Consider the following 16,672-nt stretch of genomic DNA (forward strand, 5'->3'; position numbering starts at 1 on the left):
TAACTAGTCTTGCTCAATACCTTTCATAGTCAATTTAATGCGACCACGATTATCCACATCTTGTACCAAGACTTTAATGCTCTGACCTTCTTTAAGGTAATCAGAAACATTTTCCACACGCTCATCAGCGATTTGCGAGATATGCACTAAACCATCAGTATTTGGCAATACAGTCACAAACGCACCAAAATCAACAACACGAGCAACCGTACCTTCATAGACTTTACCTACTTCTACCTCAGCAGTGATTGCCTCGATTTGGCGAATGGCTTCTTTTGTTGCCGCTTTATTTTCACCAAAGATACGGATTGTGCCGTTATCATCAATATCAATCACAGCGCCCGTATCTTCTGTTAACTGGCGAATGGTTGCACCACCTTTACCAATCACATCACGGATTTTGTCAGCATTGATTTCAATCACTGCATAATTTGGTGCATGTGCATTGATTTCTTTACGGCTTGCTGGCAATACTTCATTCATCGCATTTAGGATATGGATACGACCAGCATGCGCTTGTTTTAGTGCTTGCTCCATAATCTCAGCATTGATGCCTTCAATTTTGATATCCATCTGTAATGCAGTAATACCATCTTTTGAGCCAGCTACTTTAAAGTCCATATCACCTAAGTGATCTTCATCACCTAAGATATCAGACAATACCGCAAAGCGATCACCTTCTTTTACCAGACCCATAGCAATACCAGCCACAGGTGCTTTCATCGGTACACCTGCGTCCATCAATGCCAAGCTTGCACCACAAACTGATGCCATTGATGATGAACCATTCGATTCAGTAATTTCTGATACCACACGTATTACATAAGGGAAGCGCTCACTGTCTGGTAGCATGGCTTGCACCCCACGACGCGCCAGACGACCATGACCAATTTCACGGCGTTTTGGTGCACCTTCACGCCCTGTCTCACCAACAGAATAATGAGGGAAGTTATAATGAAGCATAAAATGATCTTGCAGGGTACCTGCCAATGAATCAATTAAGTTAACATCGCGGGTGTTACCTAATGTGGTGGTTACAAGTGCTTGTGTTTCACCACGAGTGAATAATGCCGAGCCATGCGTATAAGGCAGAACACCTACTTGAATGTCTAATGCACGTACTGTATCTAAATCACGTCCATCAATACGTGGTTTACCTGACAAAATATTATCACGCACTGTGCGATATTTCAGTGTTTCGTAGATTTCTTTGATTTTTGCTTCATTTTCAGCAAACTCATCAGCTTCTACATCACCTGCTAAAGCATCAATGGCAGCTTGTTTAATCTCATCTAGTTTTGCATAACGGGCTTGCTTATCTGTGATGGTATAAGCTTCAGCAATCTGTGCGCCAAACTGAGCGGTTACTTGTTCTTCTAGCGCTTTATCCAGCTCTGGAGATACAAAATCTTGCTTCTGTACACCAACTTCTTCTGCTAATGAGACGATATTATCAATCACAATCTGTTGCTGCTCATGACCATATAAAACCGCACCTAACATTTGGTCTTCGGACAGCTCACGTGCTTCTGACTCAACCATCAACACCGCAGTTTTTGTACCTGCTACAATCAAATCTAAATCACTACGCTCAAGCTCTGCGATGGTCGGGTTTAGTACATACTCACCATCAATAAAGCCCACACGAGCTGCACCGATAGGACCATTAAATGGTGCATCAGAGATAGCCAAAGCTGCCGAAGCACCAATCATTGCTGCGATGTCTGCATATTGCTTTTTATCTGATGAAATAACGGTCGCTGTAATTTGTATTTCATTGACATAGCCTTCTGGGAATAGAGGGCGGATTGGACGGTCAATCAATCGTGATGTTAGCGTCTCAAACTCACTGGCACGGCCTTCACGTTTGCCATAACCACCTGGAATTTTACCAGCAGCATACATTTTTTCTTGATAATTAACTGTCAATGGAAAGAAGTTTTGTCCTTCTTTTGCATCCGCTTTTACCACGGCTGCAACCAAAACAGAAACGCCACCCATATGTACCAATACTGAGTTGGCTTGGCGTGCCATGCGTCCAGTCTCCAGCACGACTTTTTGATTGCCGTATTGAAATTCTCGTGTTGTTGTCTTAAACATTGTCATATAATTTTCCTAATTGGGATAATACTACTAAATAGCTGTCTGACTTATCGTTCTGGTAGTGCCATTTACTGACAATATCTGGCTATATGCCCATAAATTGAGCCAAAACAAGCCAACATATCGATATGTAAAAATAGCATACAAAAAGTAAAAAACAGCCAATAATCAAGGCTCTCTGCTAACCATAATACAATCATACTATAGTAATGCTACTACAGATGTTAGCCTCTAACGCTTTTATTCTTCTCAAAAATACAAGCGTTAGAAGCCATGCTTATCAAAGATACCCTGCTCTATTTTACAGATAATTGTGCCTATTGACCAATTTATCCTGTCACTTATTAGATTAATTTTTTCTAAGAATGGTGACGATTAAATATTTATCCTGTGAGCTTAATATTTATTAGTAAGTCACAGTGTTATCTTACAATCATGCCAACACCCACGGACATGAAAAAAAGACGGTGTGAACTACTCCACACCGTCCTTATGTCAGTTAAAAATAAACTATCAACATAGTTGATATAAAATTAACGACGAAGACCTAACTGACCAATCAAAGTTGTATAGCGGTTTAGGTCTTTACCTTTTAGGTAATCAAGTAATTTACGACGCTGGTTTACCATACGAATAAGACCACGACGGCTGTGATGGTCTGCTTTATGCTCTTTAAAGTGACCTTGTAAGTCATTGATACGAGCAGTTAATAAAGCAACCTGTACTTCTGGTGAACCTGTGTCATTTTCACCACGTTGATATTGAGCGATGATTTGTTGACGATCTGTATTAGTTAACATAGTGTTTTCTCCGGCAATGCAATCAGTAAAATGCGCGCCAATTAGGGTCAACCCTGCATTACAAGAGTAGACCTAGATGACTTGCATAAATAGAACTCAATATCATACCAAAAAACTAACACAATAAACAGATATTTATTCATAAAAAACTTTGAATATGGACTAGATTCTGTTAAATACAGTCCCTAATACTGAACCATTTTTTTTGGCTGTAAGCGACCATTACTACTCAATGCACCCAGCCCAACAAAAATACCCTTATGATTCAAAATACGAATATCATAAGCATCACTATGTATTTTTTGTTTTTGTTGCTCTGTCTGTTGAGAAATGTGCTGAGTAGATTGAGATGCTTTTTGCATCAGATAAGACTTCACTTCTTCATCCATATGCTCTAAAACATTAAGACGTTGCCCCAGATATAAGCGCTCACATGCTTCTGTGGGTAGTGTGATGCTAGGAACATTCTCAATACACGCATCAACGGGTAATAAGGATGTTAAGCGTTGTGTTAATGATAACTCTTCCAGCTCAGTGAGTGTCATTGCATTGGCAATATCAAAATCACCAACAGCAATTCGGCGTAATCCAATCAAATGCCCAACACTGCCTAACGCTTTTGCAATATCTTCACCTAATACCCTGACATATGTACCTTTTGAACATGTCACTGTTATTTTAATGCTATCTGGACTCAACTGTGTCAATGCTAACTGATGCAAAAAAATAGCACGGCTAGGACGCTCTATTTCAATACCTTCGCGGGCATATTCATACAGCTTTTTACCATCTTTTTTTAAAGCAGAATACATAGGAGGCACTTGCTCACTTGCCCCAAGAAACTGCTGAGCAACTTGCTGGAGTGCTTCTGATGTCAATACTGGTACAGCACAGTGATAAATCACTTGGCCCTCAGCATCACCTGTATCTGTTTGCTGACCAAGCTGTAAAATAGCTTCATAACTTTTATTGGCATCTAACTGATAATGGCTAAACTTTGTCGCTTCACCCAAACAAATAGGCAGTAACCCTGTCGCCATTGGGTCTAGTGTCCCTGTATGTCCTGCCTTTTTACTATCATGCTGTGGCGACTTAAAGAGATATTTCACTTTAGAGACGACTTGTTGTGACGTCATTCCCTGTGGTTTATCAATCAGTATGACGCCACAGACTCGATGCTTTTGTATTGGCACGTTCATGGTCGTCCTCACTTATTTATCTACTTATCTGATGTCTGCGTCTCTTCAGTTTTAGCGACAGCCTGATGAATCAAATCCATCATATAATTACCATGTGCAGTTACTTCATCATAATGAAAGCGTAAGCGTGGCGTCGTTCTTGTTTTTAGACGATGGCTTAGCTCAGTGCGTAAAAATCCTGCTGCCTTATTTAACACTTGCAAACTTTGCTCATGGCTATATTTATTCATTGCATCGTTTAGCTCAGGCTCCATAACCGTCACATAAATGTCTGCATATCCTAAGTCAGAACTGACTTTCACACTTGAGATGGTCACAAACCCAGTCAATCGTGGATCATTGACCTCATCACGAATAAGTACCGCCAATTCTCGCTGAATTTGATCAGCCAAACGTTGTAAACGTTGATTCATTGTCATTCCCTACATTATAAAAACAATAAAAGTTATAAAAATAAAATTTAATACTTGATAGTTAATCATTCATAGTCATCATCATATAAAAAAGACCTAGCAGGAATATCCTGTTAGGTCTTTTATGATGATAACAGGTTTCCTAGATAGTGCGCTGGATTTCCTGAATTTCAAAGACCTCGATTTTATCACCGACTTCAACATCATAGCCTTTAACAGCCAGACCACATTCCATACCTGTACGTACTTCATTCACATCATCTTTAAAGCGACGTAGTGACTGTAGCTGACCAGTAAAGATAACCTGTTCATCACGTAATACACGGATTGGTTTATTACGATAAATCGTGCCTTCGACCACCATACAACCTGCTGCCGCACCAAATTTACTAGAGCGGAAGACATCACGAACTTCTGCCACACCAAGGATTTTCTCACGATGCTCAGGGGATAGCATACCACTCATAGCAGCTTTGACATCATCTATCAAACCATAAATCACACTATAGTAACGGATATCTAAACCAGCATCATCTGCTTTACGACGTGCTGCTGTATCTGCACGGACATTAAAGCCCAATAATACTGCTTCACTAGATTCTGCCAACGTGACATCAGATTCTGAAATTGGACCAACACCAGAGCTGATAACTTTTACTTTTACTTCATCAGTAGACAGCTCATCCAATGCAACCAATAATGCTTCTAGTGAGCCTCGAACATCTGTTTTTAAGATAATATTTAAGAAAGAAACATCACCTTGTTCCATCTGCTCAAACATACTTTCTAAGCGAGTTTTGTTCTGACGCTCTAGCTGACGCTCACGCTCACGATTGCTACGGAACTCGGCAACTTCACGTGCTTTTTTCTCATCGGTCACAACCAAGAACTCACTACCGGCTGCTGGTGTATCTGGCAGACCTAAAATTTCAACAGGAATAGAAGGACCTGCTGACTTAATACGCTCGCCGTTTTCATCCATCATCGCACGAACACGACCATAGAACTCACCTGCCAGAACCAAGTCACCTTGATTTAAGATACCTTTTTTCACTAGCAAGCTAGCAACTGCACCACGACCTTTCTCTAAGCGCGATTCAATGACCACACCTTGAGCAGCACCTTCAGTTGGTGCTTCAAGCTCCATCAACTCTGCTTGTAGACTAATAAGCTCTAATAGCTCATCTAGACCTTCACCAGTTTTGGCAGAAACTTTTGCCATTGGTGTATCACCACCCCATGCTTCTGTTACCAGCTCTTTACTGGTCAGCTCATTTAAAACACGGTCAGGGTCAGCAGTTTCTTTATCAATTTTGTTAATAGCAACAATAATAGGTGTACCAGCAGCACGGGCATGGTCAATGGCTTCTTCTGTCTGAGGCATCATGCCATCATCAGCAGCCACAACCAAAATCACGATATCTGTCGCCTGTGCACCACGTGAGCGCATTGCAGTAAATGCAGCGTGTCCTGGTGTGTCTAAGAAAGTAATCACACCTCTGTCTGTTTCTACATGATACGCACCCACATGCTGAGTAATACCACCTGCTTCACCAGAAGCAACCTTGGTTTCACGAATCTTATCAAGTAGCGACGTCTTACCATGGTCCACATGACCCATAATAGTCACTACAGGTGGACGCACCTGAACATTACCACTGCGTTTTTCTACAGCTTCTTGTAGATCATCTTCAACTTTAGTATCACTGACTGGAATTGGGTTATGCCCCATTTCCTCTACAACTAAGCTGGCAGTTGCTTGATCTATCTCATCAGATTCACCAACCATTTCACCCATTTTCATTAATAGGCGAATGACTTCACGAACTTTAACTGCCATACGTTGTGCCAAGTCAGACACAACGATTTGTTCACTAATCTCAACATCATGAACAATTTTTTCAACAGGCTTTTCAAATTTATGCTGTGATGCTTGTGATGATTTAAGACCATGACGGCGGTTTTTAATTTCACGCTCTTCTTGAACCTTACGACGACGACCACGTGCCGCAGTACTATTAGAGCCACGCTTAATCTCACGACGCTCTTTTTCAAAAGACTCTTCAAGTGCTGCACCAACCAGACCTTCTGCTAAAGGTTCATCTTTGCGTACTTCAGCAACAGGCTCTTTATCTGTATATTTACCTGCCATTTTACGCATTTGCTCTAGCGTTTTCTTCTGAGCTTCCTCAGCTTGTTTACGGCGAGTCTCAGCTTCAATTTTACGTAGGCGCTCTTCTTCAGCTTCACGTGCTTCGCGAGCTTTACGCTCTTCAGCTGTTTCTACTTTTGGTTTTGTTGGTGCTGGTTTTTTCTTCGCCTTACCTTTAGCCACTTCTTCAGCTTTACTGCCTTTTTTTACAACCACAGTTGCTGTGACTTCTTCATCACCATCATCACTAGAAGACTTGCTACCCAAGCTTGCTCGCATGGCTGCCAAAGTTGCCGCTTGACGTTCTTCAGCTTCTTTTTTCGCTTGCTCACGTTTCTTAGCTTCTTCTTCAGCACGCTGTTTTGCTTCGGCTGCCGCTTTTTCACGGGCAGCCACTTGCTCAGCAATCTTATTAGGATCTGGCTTTTCAAAGACTTTTTTCTTACGCACTTCAACATTAACACTCTTCGATTTTCCAGAAGAGCCAGTCACACGTGCAGTAGTGGTTGTTTTTGATTTTAAGCTGATGCGTCTTTTCTCTTGCTGACCATGGCTTTGCTTTAAATATGCCACGAGTTGCTCTTGCTCAAGCTCGGTGACTATGTCATCCTCGCCACGAGCAGGCAATCCAGCATCAACCAGCTGCTTTTTTAACGCACTGACTGATTTTTTTACCATGTCTGCTAATTCTTTGACGGTTTTGTCTGCCATTGTATAGTCACCTATTATTCTTCATTAAACCAAGATTCACGTGCTTTCATAATTAGCTTACCAGCAGTTTCATCATCTAACCCATCAATATCTTCTAGGTCAAAGACTGCCTGCTCAGCTAAATCATCTAAAGTAATGATGTCTCTTTGCGCCATTTTATAAGCCCAATCTACACTCATTCCTTCAAGATTTAAAAGCTCTTCACTTGGCTCTTTCATATTTTGTTGTTTGACTAGTTCATCTGCGATAACGACCTCTTTGGCTCGTTCCTGAATTATCTCAATCGCATCATCATCCAGTCCTTCAATATCGTAAAATGTTTCAACTGGCACATACGCCACTTCTTCAATACTGGTAAAACCAACATCTACTAAAGCTTGTGCCAAGTCTTGATCTACTTCTAAACGCTCATAGAACAGATCAATATAAGCCTGTGTTTCATTCTTTTGACGCTCTAAATACTCTTCTTCTAGCATCATATTTAGACGATAACCTGTTAACTCAGAAGCCAGTCTGACATTTTGTCCTTGTGAGCCAATGGCTCGTGCCAATTGGTCATTAGCAGTAAAGATAATATCAGCTGTTTTAGCATCTTCATCCAAAATAATGCTATTCACATCTGCTGGCTCTAGCGCACTAATAATATACTGTGCAGGGTCATCAGACCATACAATCACATCAATACGCTCACCGTCTAGCTCTTGCTGTACTGCTTGAATACGTGTACCACGCATCCCAATACAAGCCCCTACTGGATCGATGCGGTGGTCATTTGTCTTAACAGATATTTTTGCACGGACACCGGGCTGACGTGCCACACCACGTACTTCAATAATTTGCTCAGCAATTTCTGGTACTTCTTTTTGCATCAGTGCAGATAGCATATCTGGATGGGTACGTGATAACAATAATTGAGCGCCACGGTTATCACGATTGACATGATACAAAATCGCATTGATACGTGATTTGACTCGAAGTTGCTCACGAGGCAACATCTGATCACGGGCTAAGTAACCTTCTGCATTATCACCTAAATCAATGATAAAGCCATCACGAGTTTGTTTTTTAACTTCTCCATACATCATCTCACCGATACGTGGCTCAAAAGCATCTGCAACTAAAGCACGCTCTGCTTCACGAATCTTTTGGATAATAACTTGTTTGGCTTGAGTAGCAGCAATACGACCAAATTCAATAGATTCAATCTGTTCTTCTTTAATATCACCGATTGACCATTCATTTTCATCCAAATCACTTATCGCTAACTGACAAGCTGGCATCTCATGATCTTCATCAGCGACAACTGTCCAATAACGGTAAGTATCATAGTCACCAGTTTTACGGTCAATATCAACTCGTATGGCCACTTCTGGTTGATCGGTATATACCCGTTTTTTTGTAGAAACAACCAAAGCCTGCTCAATTGCCTCAAAGATATCTTCTGGATTCAGCCCTTTTTCATTACTGACTGTTTCTACTACCGTTAAAATTTCACGACTCATGTCACACCTATCCTCACATCTTAAAGTTTTATATCGTTATGCCATGCTAATGGACAATCTTTCTTTTCAGCAATCGACTACAAGTCGTCTTTTTCAAGTATCCGTTTTTAGTTTACAACTTTTAAATATGACCGTTTTAAATAGGACTGTTTGACAGTGTTATCTAACAAAGTTAATTGTTAATTATTGTGCAAATAGTCACAAAACTCAATAGTCTATTAAGGTTGATAAACCAAGTTTGCTTTATCTATATTATTAAGTTGTATCTCAAACTGCTCTTTTTCTGCGGTCGTAATCATTAACTGGTTATCATCAATGCTTTCTAACTGACCTGCAACCTTACGACGCTTTGTACTACCAGTACCAATAGCATGTATTAGACGTAAATTAATCTTTTGTCCAATATAATCCACCATTTGCTTAGCATCAAAAAAAGAACGATCCAACCCTGGAGAAGACACTTCTAACACATACTCTCCAGCTATTGGGTCATGTACTTCTAGTACACCACTGACTTGGTGTGTTACAGCAGTACAGTCTTCAATTGTAACTTGCTTACCTTGAGCCTTTTCTTCTTCTGTTGCTTCAATATAAATACGCAACAAAGAGCGACGACCTTGAGGGATAAATTCAACGCCCCATAATGTCACATCACAGGCTTCTACTGCTGGTGCAACAATCTCAGTAAGTTCTGCCACTTTGGTGGATAATTTCATAAACCTTCATTCATTACATTAAAGTTGTCAAAACAAATATATCTGTCATTAATGACATCTACTATCTGTAGCTTTTTATATTAGCAAATACCTATAGTACCTAGTATAACAAAAATATATTTTTATCTGGTATTAATACGTAGCTATCTCTTGATATTTCTTTATAATTTTGAATATCTATCACTCTAAACACTTGGTATTACTAATACTTAACCAAATCTTGTAGAGATATCAATTACGTACCTCTATAACTACAAATAATTATAGGGATTGGAGGGAAGTAAGGACATCTTAACCACAGTTTTTTTACTTGCCCAAGACATCACATATATTATGTGCTATCTGGCTAACGCACTATGATACTGCCAGAGAGTAACTTAGTAATGTAGAAGATAGATGACTGACATTAATAATTAGATAAAAATAAAATAATCAGATACAAAAAAACCCACAATCAATATGGTGGGTTTAATAAACAATAACTGTCTAAGAAAGTGGTAGCGGGGGCTGGATTTGAACCAACGACCTTCGGGTTATGAGCCCGACGAGCTACCAGACTGCTCCACCCCGCATCAATCTAGGCTGGTAATTATATATATAGGTCTAATCTTTGTCAAGGATTATTTCCTATCAACTTATTTTTATGATACATCAATGTTATATTAACAACTGATGCAGTGAAACAAGTTTTTATCAATTACCTTTTATCATCAAATAAACATATAACTGAATATGGTTTTTGATAATTTGGTGCGATTGGAGGGACTTGAACCCTCACGGCTTGCGCCACTACCCCCTCAAGATAGCGTGTCTACCAATTCCACCACAATCGCTGATGACTTTTGTCTGACTACTTTGCTTTATACTCTTAATACTAAATATTAGTAAATAAATAATCCGTAAAGAAACCAAGAGCAAAGTAGGCGCATATTCTACGCTGATTTATTTATGGTTGCAAGTTGTCGGTTTATTCTGTTGGCGTTGGTGCTTCAGGAAGCGTTGTGTCTGTTGCTGGTAAGCTACTCTCGACTGGGTCTAGTCGGTTTTGGCTATCTGCTTGCTGACGTGCATGTACAGCTAGTGTCAAACTTGTCATAAAGAAAATTACTGCCAATACTGCTGTCGTTCTTGTCAAAAAGTTTGCTGAGCCAGCCGCACCAAATACTGTGCCTGATGCACCTGCACCAAATGAAGCACCTGCATCTGCACCTTTGCCGTGTTGGATGAGAATCAAACCAATCATAGCAATAGCCACAATGATATGTAAGGCTAAAATTATCGTAAACATGATACACCTTTAAATTTTGCCATAGCCCTATTATTTATTAGGGTTAGCTACAAAAGCTTGTGCAATGGCTATAAAGCTGTCTGCATCTAGTGCAGCACCGCCAACCAAGACACCATTAATTTCATGACTACTCGCAAAAGCTTCAGCATTATCAGGCTTAACACTGCCACCATAAATCACAGGGATATGCTGTAAGTCATTATGAATATTTTTTAATACCTGTCTGATGTGAGTATGAATCGCTGTGACTTCTTCAACGGTTGGTACTTTGCCTGTACCAATCGCCCATACTGGCTCATAAGCGATGATTAGCTTTGAGGTTAATTGTTTGATAACTTCTTCTGAGATACTGCCATTGTCTGTTTCTAGAGCACTGTCATCTTGCAAATACAAGGCTATGGCTTGTATTTGCTCAGTCAGTACTGCTTTAGTTTCTCCAGCTTCATAAACAGATTCAGACTCACCAATACACAAGATAGTTCCCATCTGATATTGCTGACAATGACTGAGTTTTTTTGCCAGCTCAGAGTTACTTTCAGCATAATATTCTCGGCGCTCTGAATGTCCAATAATGACCCAATCCACACCAGCATTTTGTAATTGTACTGCGGATGTATCTCCGGTAAAAGCACCTGTTTGTGCGCTTAAAGCACTGACATCTTGGCAAGCAAGTTGAATCTTTGAGTCACTAAGACACTGTGAGACAGCCGTGACATGAAGCATACTTGGCGCAACGGCTAAATTGCATCCTGAGATAGAAGCTGATTTTTTATTAATGGCATCTACCAATTCAATGGCTTGTTGTATCTTTGCAGGATTTAGCTTCCAGTTTCCAATTACCCAAGCGGACATAACTTACATACTCTTAAAAAAATACTCAAGGTTTGTTTGATAGTACAATATATTTTTATGACCAAAATGATGAATCATGTATATTTTGTATAAATACCATCAAATACAATATTTGTACTTTTGCTTACTGGTTAAATCTTCTACTCAATTTATACCTGTTATATTTAACCATCAAAGCAACCTGACATTATAACAAACTTTATCAGTTTATATAAGTTCTATAAGGAAGTTTCATATTGCCTATACTTTTTTATTGCTTTCTTGCTGATAAGTCTTCAAGTCAGAACTTGAGCTCAATCCATTTAAGCAAAGCATACTTGCCCTAATACCACACTTTTTTCTGCACCAGTAACCGCAGGTAAGTTACCAGATGCACCCATCATTTTTTGTCTTGCTAACCAAGCAAATGCACAGGCTTCAACCCAAGCAGGTGCTAGACCTAATACTTCTGTACTTTGAATATGTACTTGCGGTAGATGATGTGCCAAACGCTGTAATAAGTAGTCATTAAACGCACCACCACCACAGACATAAACACTATTTTGGTATGGTGTCTTTGATGTTAACTGCGCTTCACTAACGTTTTCTACCTGATTTTCATGCGTAGATATGTGTGCTTGCTGAGTTTTATACAAACAATGACTGATTTCTTGACTGGCAGACACTGCGGTTAGCTCTGTTAGTGTGGCTTGAACATCGGCTGAAGAATAACGCATATCAGGATAGTTTTTCTCAAAACGCTCTAGCTCTCCTTGCAACCAGTCTAAATTAAAATCTTCTCGCCCAGTGCTTTTGGGGGCAGTTTCAGCAAAAAACTTATGGTCTAATAACTGTGTTAATAATTCATGGATAACTTGACCAGAGCTTCCCCATGCACCACCTGCATCATATGCTTTGCCAATATGCTGGTTTGCCCACGCATCTAAGAGTAAATTTGCAGGACCTGTATCATAGCCAATCACAGTTTGACTAGAGGTTGCACTTGGTATCAAAGTTAGATTAGCAATACCTCCTAAATTTAACACCACTCGTGTCTGCTGAGTATGGGAAAATAATGCTCGATGAAAAGCAGGTACTAAAGGTGCACCCTGCCCTCCTACCGCCATGTCTCGGCGACGAAAATCTGTTACCGTCGCAATACCTGTCCTCTCAGCAAGCAAATTGGCATCTACTAACTGTAAACTAAACCCCATCTGTGGGCGATGCCTCACTGTTTGTCCATGACACCCAATTGCCATCACTTCTTCAGCACTCACATTTGCTTTTTTTAATAGCTCAAGCACCACCTCACTGGCAAAGATAGCATAGGCTCTACTCGCCCAACCAAACCAGTCTAACTCGCTGGTAAGCTCACTGCCAGTTGCATTTAAAGACAGCTCTTTTAAAGACAAGGTTTTATCTGTCAACACCTTATCTTTAAACGTATCTGTTAGGCTATTTGTGGCATTGGGCTGACATAGTGCCAATAATACGCTACGCAAGGTATCTGGTAAGGCAACTGAATGTGTCTGCAACAATTGCATAGACAATGCACCCACACTGAGTTCATTTTCTGCTGGCATATCCTGCCCAAATCGACACAATACAGCATCCAAAGCATCCAGACTTGTACCTGACATCATGCCAATATATAAACCTTCATCAAAGTTCTCAAATACTGTCGTTTCAAGAACATCAGCCAAAACTTCCAAATCCAACCCCGACGTTTCGGCTAACGTTTCTAACTGACCTTGATTCAAAGTCTCTAGTGATGTGGTATCAGCATTCATAGTGACCGCCTAAATAAAATCTGTTCAAAAATAAACAGTCCAAATAAAAATTATCCCTGTACATTACAGCTAAACAGGGTCAATGCTCAACACCTACGCAATGGTCATTAACCTCTTGGGTGATGTGCTTGATGCAATGCCTGCAAACGCGCCGTTGCCACATGCGTATAAATTTGTGTGGTTGATAAGTCGCTATGCCCCAATAATAACTGCACACTACGCAAATCCGCACCATGATTTAATAAGTGGGTGGCAAACGCATGACGCAAAGTATGTGGTGATATCTCTTTAACAATACCCGCAACTTTGGCATATTTTTTTATCATATACCAAAAGTTTTGCCGTGTCATATAGCCCCCTTGTGTTGTTAAAAACACCGCCTGACAGTTTCCAGACTTTAGGGTAGCAACCAACTCACCACGCGCATGGTTAAGATAATCTTCTAATGCTTCATTTGCATAATCGCCAAGTGGTACAAGCCGAGTCTTATTACCTTTCCCTGTAATCTGAAGCCAGCCTGCATTTAAATTCACCTGCTCTAAAGATAAATTCATCAACTCAGAAACCCGAAGCCCACAGGCATAAAGTACCTCTAACATAGCTTTATCCCGTAAACCAATAGCCGTACTGGTATCAGGGGCAAGCAATAGGTTCTCAACATCTGTTTCGGACAAATCAGATGGTAATGCCCTTCCTATCTTAGGACTTTTAATACGTGCGCAAGGGTTGTCCTCTCGGCGCTCATTGCCCACCATCCAAAAATAAAACTGACGTAAACTTGATAAAATACGTGCCTGTGTTCGAGGTGTTTTTCCTGCCTTATGTAGCTCACTCAAACAATGTAAAACGTCTGTTTCTGTCCAGCAAGTTAATGCGCTATGACTCATTAGCTCACATTGATGCAAATCTCGCACATAAGCATTACGAGTACGTGTTGATAATCCACGTGCCAACATGGCTTGACGAAAAGCCACCAAATACTCTGGCTCTTCTTCAACCACTAATGGCTTAGGCTGGCGAGGTTGAACAGCACGAACCCGACTCATATGCAACCCATCATTTCTATTGCAGTGATTGACCTAAGCACTTCTTTTTTTAACCACATAACGATAACGAGATACCTCTTCTATATCCTGCTCGCCATCACTCACATCGTTTGTAGTATTTTCTACTACCTCGTTTAATAGCAACTCATGCCCTAAGTGACGACAGAAATTAGGAATATCCCGAGTCGTTGCAGGGTCAGTTGCCAATATTTCAATCAACTCTCCAGCACCTGCTTGGCGAATACTTTTATGTAATAACATCACAGGCTCGGGACAAATCAGTCCTTGTGTATCCAAATGATGATGAATCTGGTCAGCCGTTAAAAAATCAGACATATAGCGCTTTTAAACCTTTTTAAACCTTAAAAAATCAAATGTTTTATCTCAAAAAATAACTCGAAACTACCCTAGGTCTGCTCATATATAAACTTAAAAAATCGTTTAAAATTTGCCTGAAACAAAAAAGCCACCCCTATCCAAGCAACGATGCCTAACCATAGCCAATCTACCAATTGAAATAACAAACAAATCAATAATAAACTCAGTGCAATACCAATACTTAAAATCAAAATCGAAGGCTGATTTAAACGATAACGATAAATAATAAACGCATCATACAACGTTAATGGCACAGATAACCCAACCAACGCATATGGCAAATAATGAAAAAGCTGATACAGTAAATCACTGTCATGAAAATACTGCACACTAGCAAGCGTACCGAAAAATACAAAACATGCCAATGCTAAGCACACCAAGTAAATGGCAATACGATTCAGTTTTTGTGCTTCTTTAATACGAGTAATGGCAAGTGGTGGAAATCCTGCTACTCCCCCAGATTCTTCTACTGGTTTTGTTGACTCTGATTGCGACATTGTATTTTTATCACCTACTTTGTTAATTCCATGGCTTGACTACTATCTGCAAAATAACTTGATAACAATAAACAGGCGGAAATATCATCAATTGGGTCATAAGTAGACTTTATCAAACCCAACTCCCAAGCCTTTTCTTTCGCCTCAATAGAAGTTAAACGCTCATCATACATTTTTACAACAACGGATAAATGTGCCTCAATTAACCGATGAGCCAAGCGCCGAGCAAACTTGTGCGCCCGTTTTGCCAGCATTGAATCACTACCATCCATATTTAATGGCAAGCCAACAATGACCTCTGCAACTTGCCATGTATTGATAATACCAATTAAATTGTCCCAATCAGGTTGTCCATTATTCATGGCTAAAATATCAAAAGGTCGGGCATCTTGCGTCAAATGATTTCCCAATGCCATCCCCATTTTTTTGACGCCATAATCTAAACCTAATACCAAACCTGTCATTGTATTATCAGGACTCATCATTGCCTCATCTACTGTGCATCTATTTTATTTATTGCCAAATTTTATTACTCAGCACTTCTATCATCCGTTTTAATAGAGTCTAACTACTTTCAATCCAACTTACGCATGACCAATGTCATCACTTAAAAAGTCCAAATGCACCCCAATTTTTTCACCCGCCTGATGCCAACGCTCATCAAAAGGAGTCTCAAATAACAATGACAAATCCGCAGGGCATAATAACCAGTCGCCCTGTGCAATCTCAGCTTCTAACTGTCCCGCACTCCAACTGGCATGACCAAGACATAAATAATAATGCCCAACTCCCTGACCCTGAGCAATATGTTGCAGAATATCTCGGCTGGTTGTGATACAGATATTCTCTGAAATGGCAAAAGAAGATGCCCAATGTGGCTGACCTGTATGTAAGACAAAGCCAATCTCAGGATACATCGGACCACCCTCTAATGCAGTATCATGGCGCACTTGATGGTCTGTGACATCAATGTCTAAATCTTCTAATAACTTACCCACGTTTGCATCCAAAATTGGTTTATTTATCACCAGTCCCAATACACCTTGTGGGTCATGGCGACAGACATAAATAAGCGCTCGATTAAAACGTTCATCAGGCATTTGTGGCGTTGCAACCAATAACTGATGGGTTAAATTATTTAATTTTTCTATTGCCATAAAATATGATTACCACTTTAGAATGTAAGAGCCTAAATTTATCACCCATAATATTCATACCTCATAACAGTATTTTAATGGATGATAAG

15 protein-coding genes and 2 tRNA genes are annotated in these 16,672 nt (G+C 40.1%); all 17 read right to left on the reverse strand.

Annotation, left to right across the window (positions count from 1 at the left end; all coding sequences use genetic code 11):
* Nucleotides 1-3: 3 nt before the first annotated feature.
* Entirely contained in the window at nucleotides 4-2,106 is a 2,103-nt protein-coding gene (pnp, locus tag FHK88_RS08015) for a polyribonucleotide nucleotidyltransferase (RefSeq protein ID WP_227430221.1), read from the reverse strand.
* Between the two features lie 530 nt (nucleotides 2,107-2,636).
* Entirely contained in the window at nucleotides 2,637-2,903 is a 267-nt protein-coding gene (rpsO, locus tag FHK88_RS08020) for a 30S ribosomal protein S15 (protein ID WP_227430222.1), read from the reverse strand.
* Nucleotides 2,904-3,088: 185 nt separating this feature from the next.
* Complete coding sequence (gene truB / locus FHK88_RS08025) at nucleotides 3,089-4,102, reverse strand: tRNA pseudouridine(55) synthase TruB (RefSeq protein WP_227430223.1); 1,014 nt, start codon at nucleotides 4,100-4,102, stop codon at nucleotides 3,089-3,091.
* A gap of 20 nt (nucleotides 4,103-4,122) precedes the next feature.
* A complete protein-coding gene (locus tag FHK88_RS08030) occupies nucleotides 4,123-4,515 on the reverse strand; it encodes a ribosome-binding factor A (RefSeq protein WP_227430224.1) in 393 nt (130 codons plus the stop codon).
* A 142-nt stretch (nucleotides 4,516-4,657) separates the two neighbouring features.
* Entirely contained in the window at nucleotides 4,658-7,378 is a 2,721-nt protein-coding gene (infB, locus tag FHK88_RS08035) for a translation initiation factor IF-2 (RefSeq protein WP_227430225.1), read from the reverse strand.
* A gap of 14 nt (nucleotides 7,379-7,392) precedes the next feature.
* Nucleotides 7,393-8,880 carry a transcription termination factor NusA gene (gene nusA, locus FHK88_RS08040; RefSeq protein ID WP_227430226.1) on the reverse strand — a complete coding sequence of 496 codons (1,488 nt, stop codon included), beginning with the start codon at nucleotides 8,878-8,880 and terminating at the stop codon, nucleotides 7,393-7,395.
* 218 nt (nucleotides 8,881-9,098) lie between these two features.
* A complete protein-coding gene (gene rimP, locus FHK88_RS08045) occupies nucleotides 9,099-9,596 on the reverse strand; it encodes a ribosome maturation factor RimP (protein WP_227430227.1) in 498 nt (165 codons plus the stop codon).
* A 495-nt stretch (nucleotides 9,597-10,091) separates the two neighbouring features.
* Nucleotides 10,092-10,168, reverse strand: a tRNA-Met gene (locus FHK88_RS08050).
* 176 nt (nucleotides 10,169-10,344) lie between these two features.
* Nucleotides 10,345-10,429, reverse strand: a tRNA-Leu gene (locus FHK88_RS08055).
* Between the two features lie 134 nt (nucleotides 10,430-10,563).
* Entirely contained in the window at nucleotides 10,564-10,884 is a 321-nt protein-coding gene (secG, locus tag FHK88_RS08060; RefSeq protein WP_227430228.1) for a preprotein translocase subunit SecG, read from the reverse strand.
* Nucleotides 10,885-10,914: 30 nt separating this feature from the next.
* The gene (gene tpiA / locus FHK88_RS08065) at nucleotides 10,915-11,736 is read right to left on the reverse strand and encodes a triose-phosphate isomerase (RefSeq protein ID WP_227430229.1); all 822 of its coding nucleotides are present in this window, start codon (nucleotides 11,734-11,736) and stop codon (nucleotides 10,915-10,917) included.
* Nucleotides 11,737-12,038: 302 nt separating this feature from the next.
* Complete coding sequence (locus tag FHK88_RS08070) at nucleotides 12,039-13,505, reverse strand: anhydro-N-acetylmuramic acid kinase (protein ID WP_227430230.1); 1,467 nt, start codon at nucleotides 13,503-13,505, stop codon at nucleotides 12,039-12,041.
* Between the two features lie 107 nt (nucleotides 13,506-13,612).
* Nucleotides 13,613-14,551, reverse strand: a complete 939-nt coding sequence (gene xerD, locus FHK88_RS08075; protein WP_227430231.1) for a site-specific tyrosine recombinase XerD — start codon at nucleotides 14,549-14,551, stop codon at nucleotides 13,613-13,615.
* A 33-nt stretch (nucleotides 14,552-14,584) separates the two neighbouring features.
* On the reverse strand, nucleotides 14,585-14,887 hold the full coding sequence (gene tusA / locus FHK88_RS08080) for a sulfurtransferase TusA (protein ID WP_227430232.1): 303 nt from the start codon (nucleotides 14,885-14,887) through the stop codon (nucleotides 14,585-14,587).
* Between the two features lie 71 nt (nucleotides 14,888-14,958).
* Entirely contained in the window at nucleotides 14,959-15,426 is a 468-nt protein-coding gene (locus FHK88_RS08085) for a hypothetical protein (RefSeq protein ID WP_227430233.1), read from the reverse strand.
* A gap of 14 nt (nucleotides 15,427-15,440) precedes the next feature.
* Nucleotides 15,441-15,911 carry a Holliday junction resolvase RuvX gene (ruvX, locus tag FHK88_RS08090; RefSeq protein WP_227430234.1) on the reverse strand — a complete coding sequence of 157 codons (471 nt, stop codon included), beginning with the start codon at nucleotides 15,909-15,911 and terminating at the stop codon, nucleotides 15,441-15,443.
* A gap of 99 nt (nucleotides 15,912-16,010) precedes the next feature.
* Nucleotides 16,011-16,583 (reverse strand): YqgE/AlgH family protein, encoded by a 573-nt coding sequence (locus FHK88_RS08095; RefSeq protein ID WP_227430235.1) that lies wholly within the window; start codon nucleotides 16,581-16,583, stop codon nucleotides 16,011-16,013.
* Nucleotides 16,584-16,672: the final 89 nt, after the last annotated feature.

The organism is Psychrobacter sp. I-STPA6b (assembly GCF_020662265.1).
Classification (GTDB): domain Bacteria; phylum Pseudomonadota; class Gammaproteobacteria; order Pseudomonadales; family Moraxellaceae; genus Psychrobacter.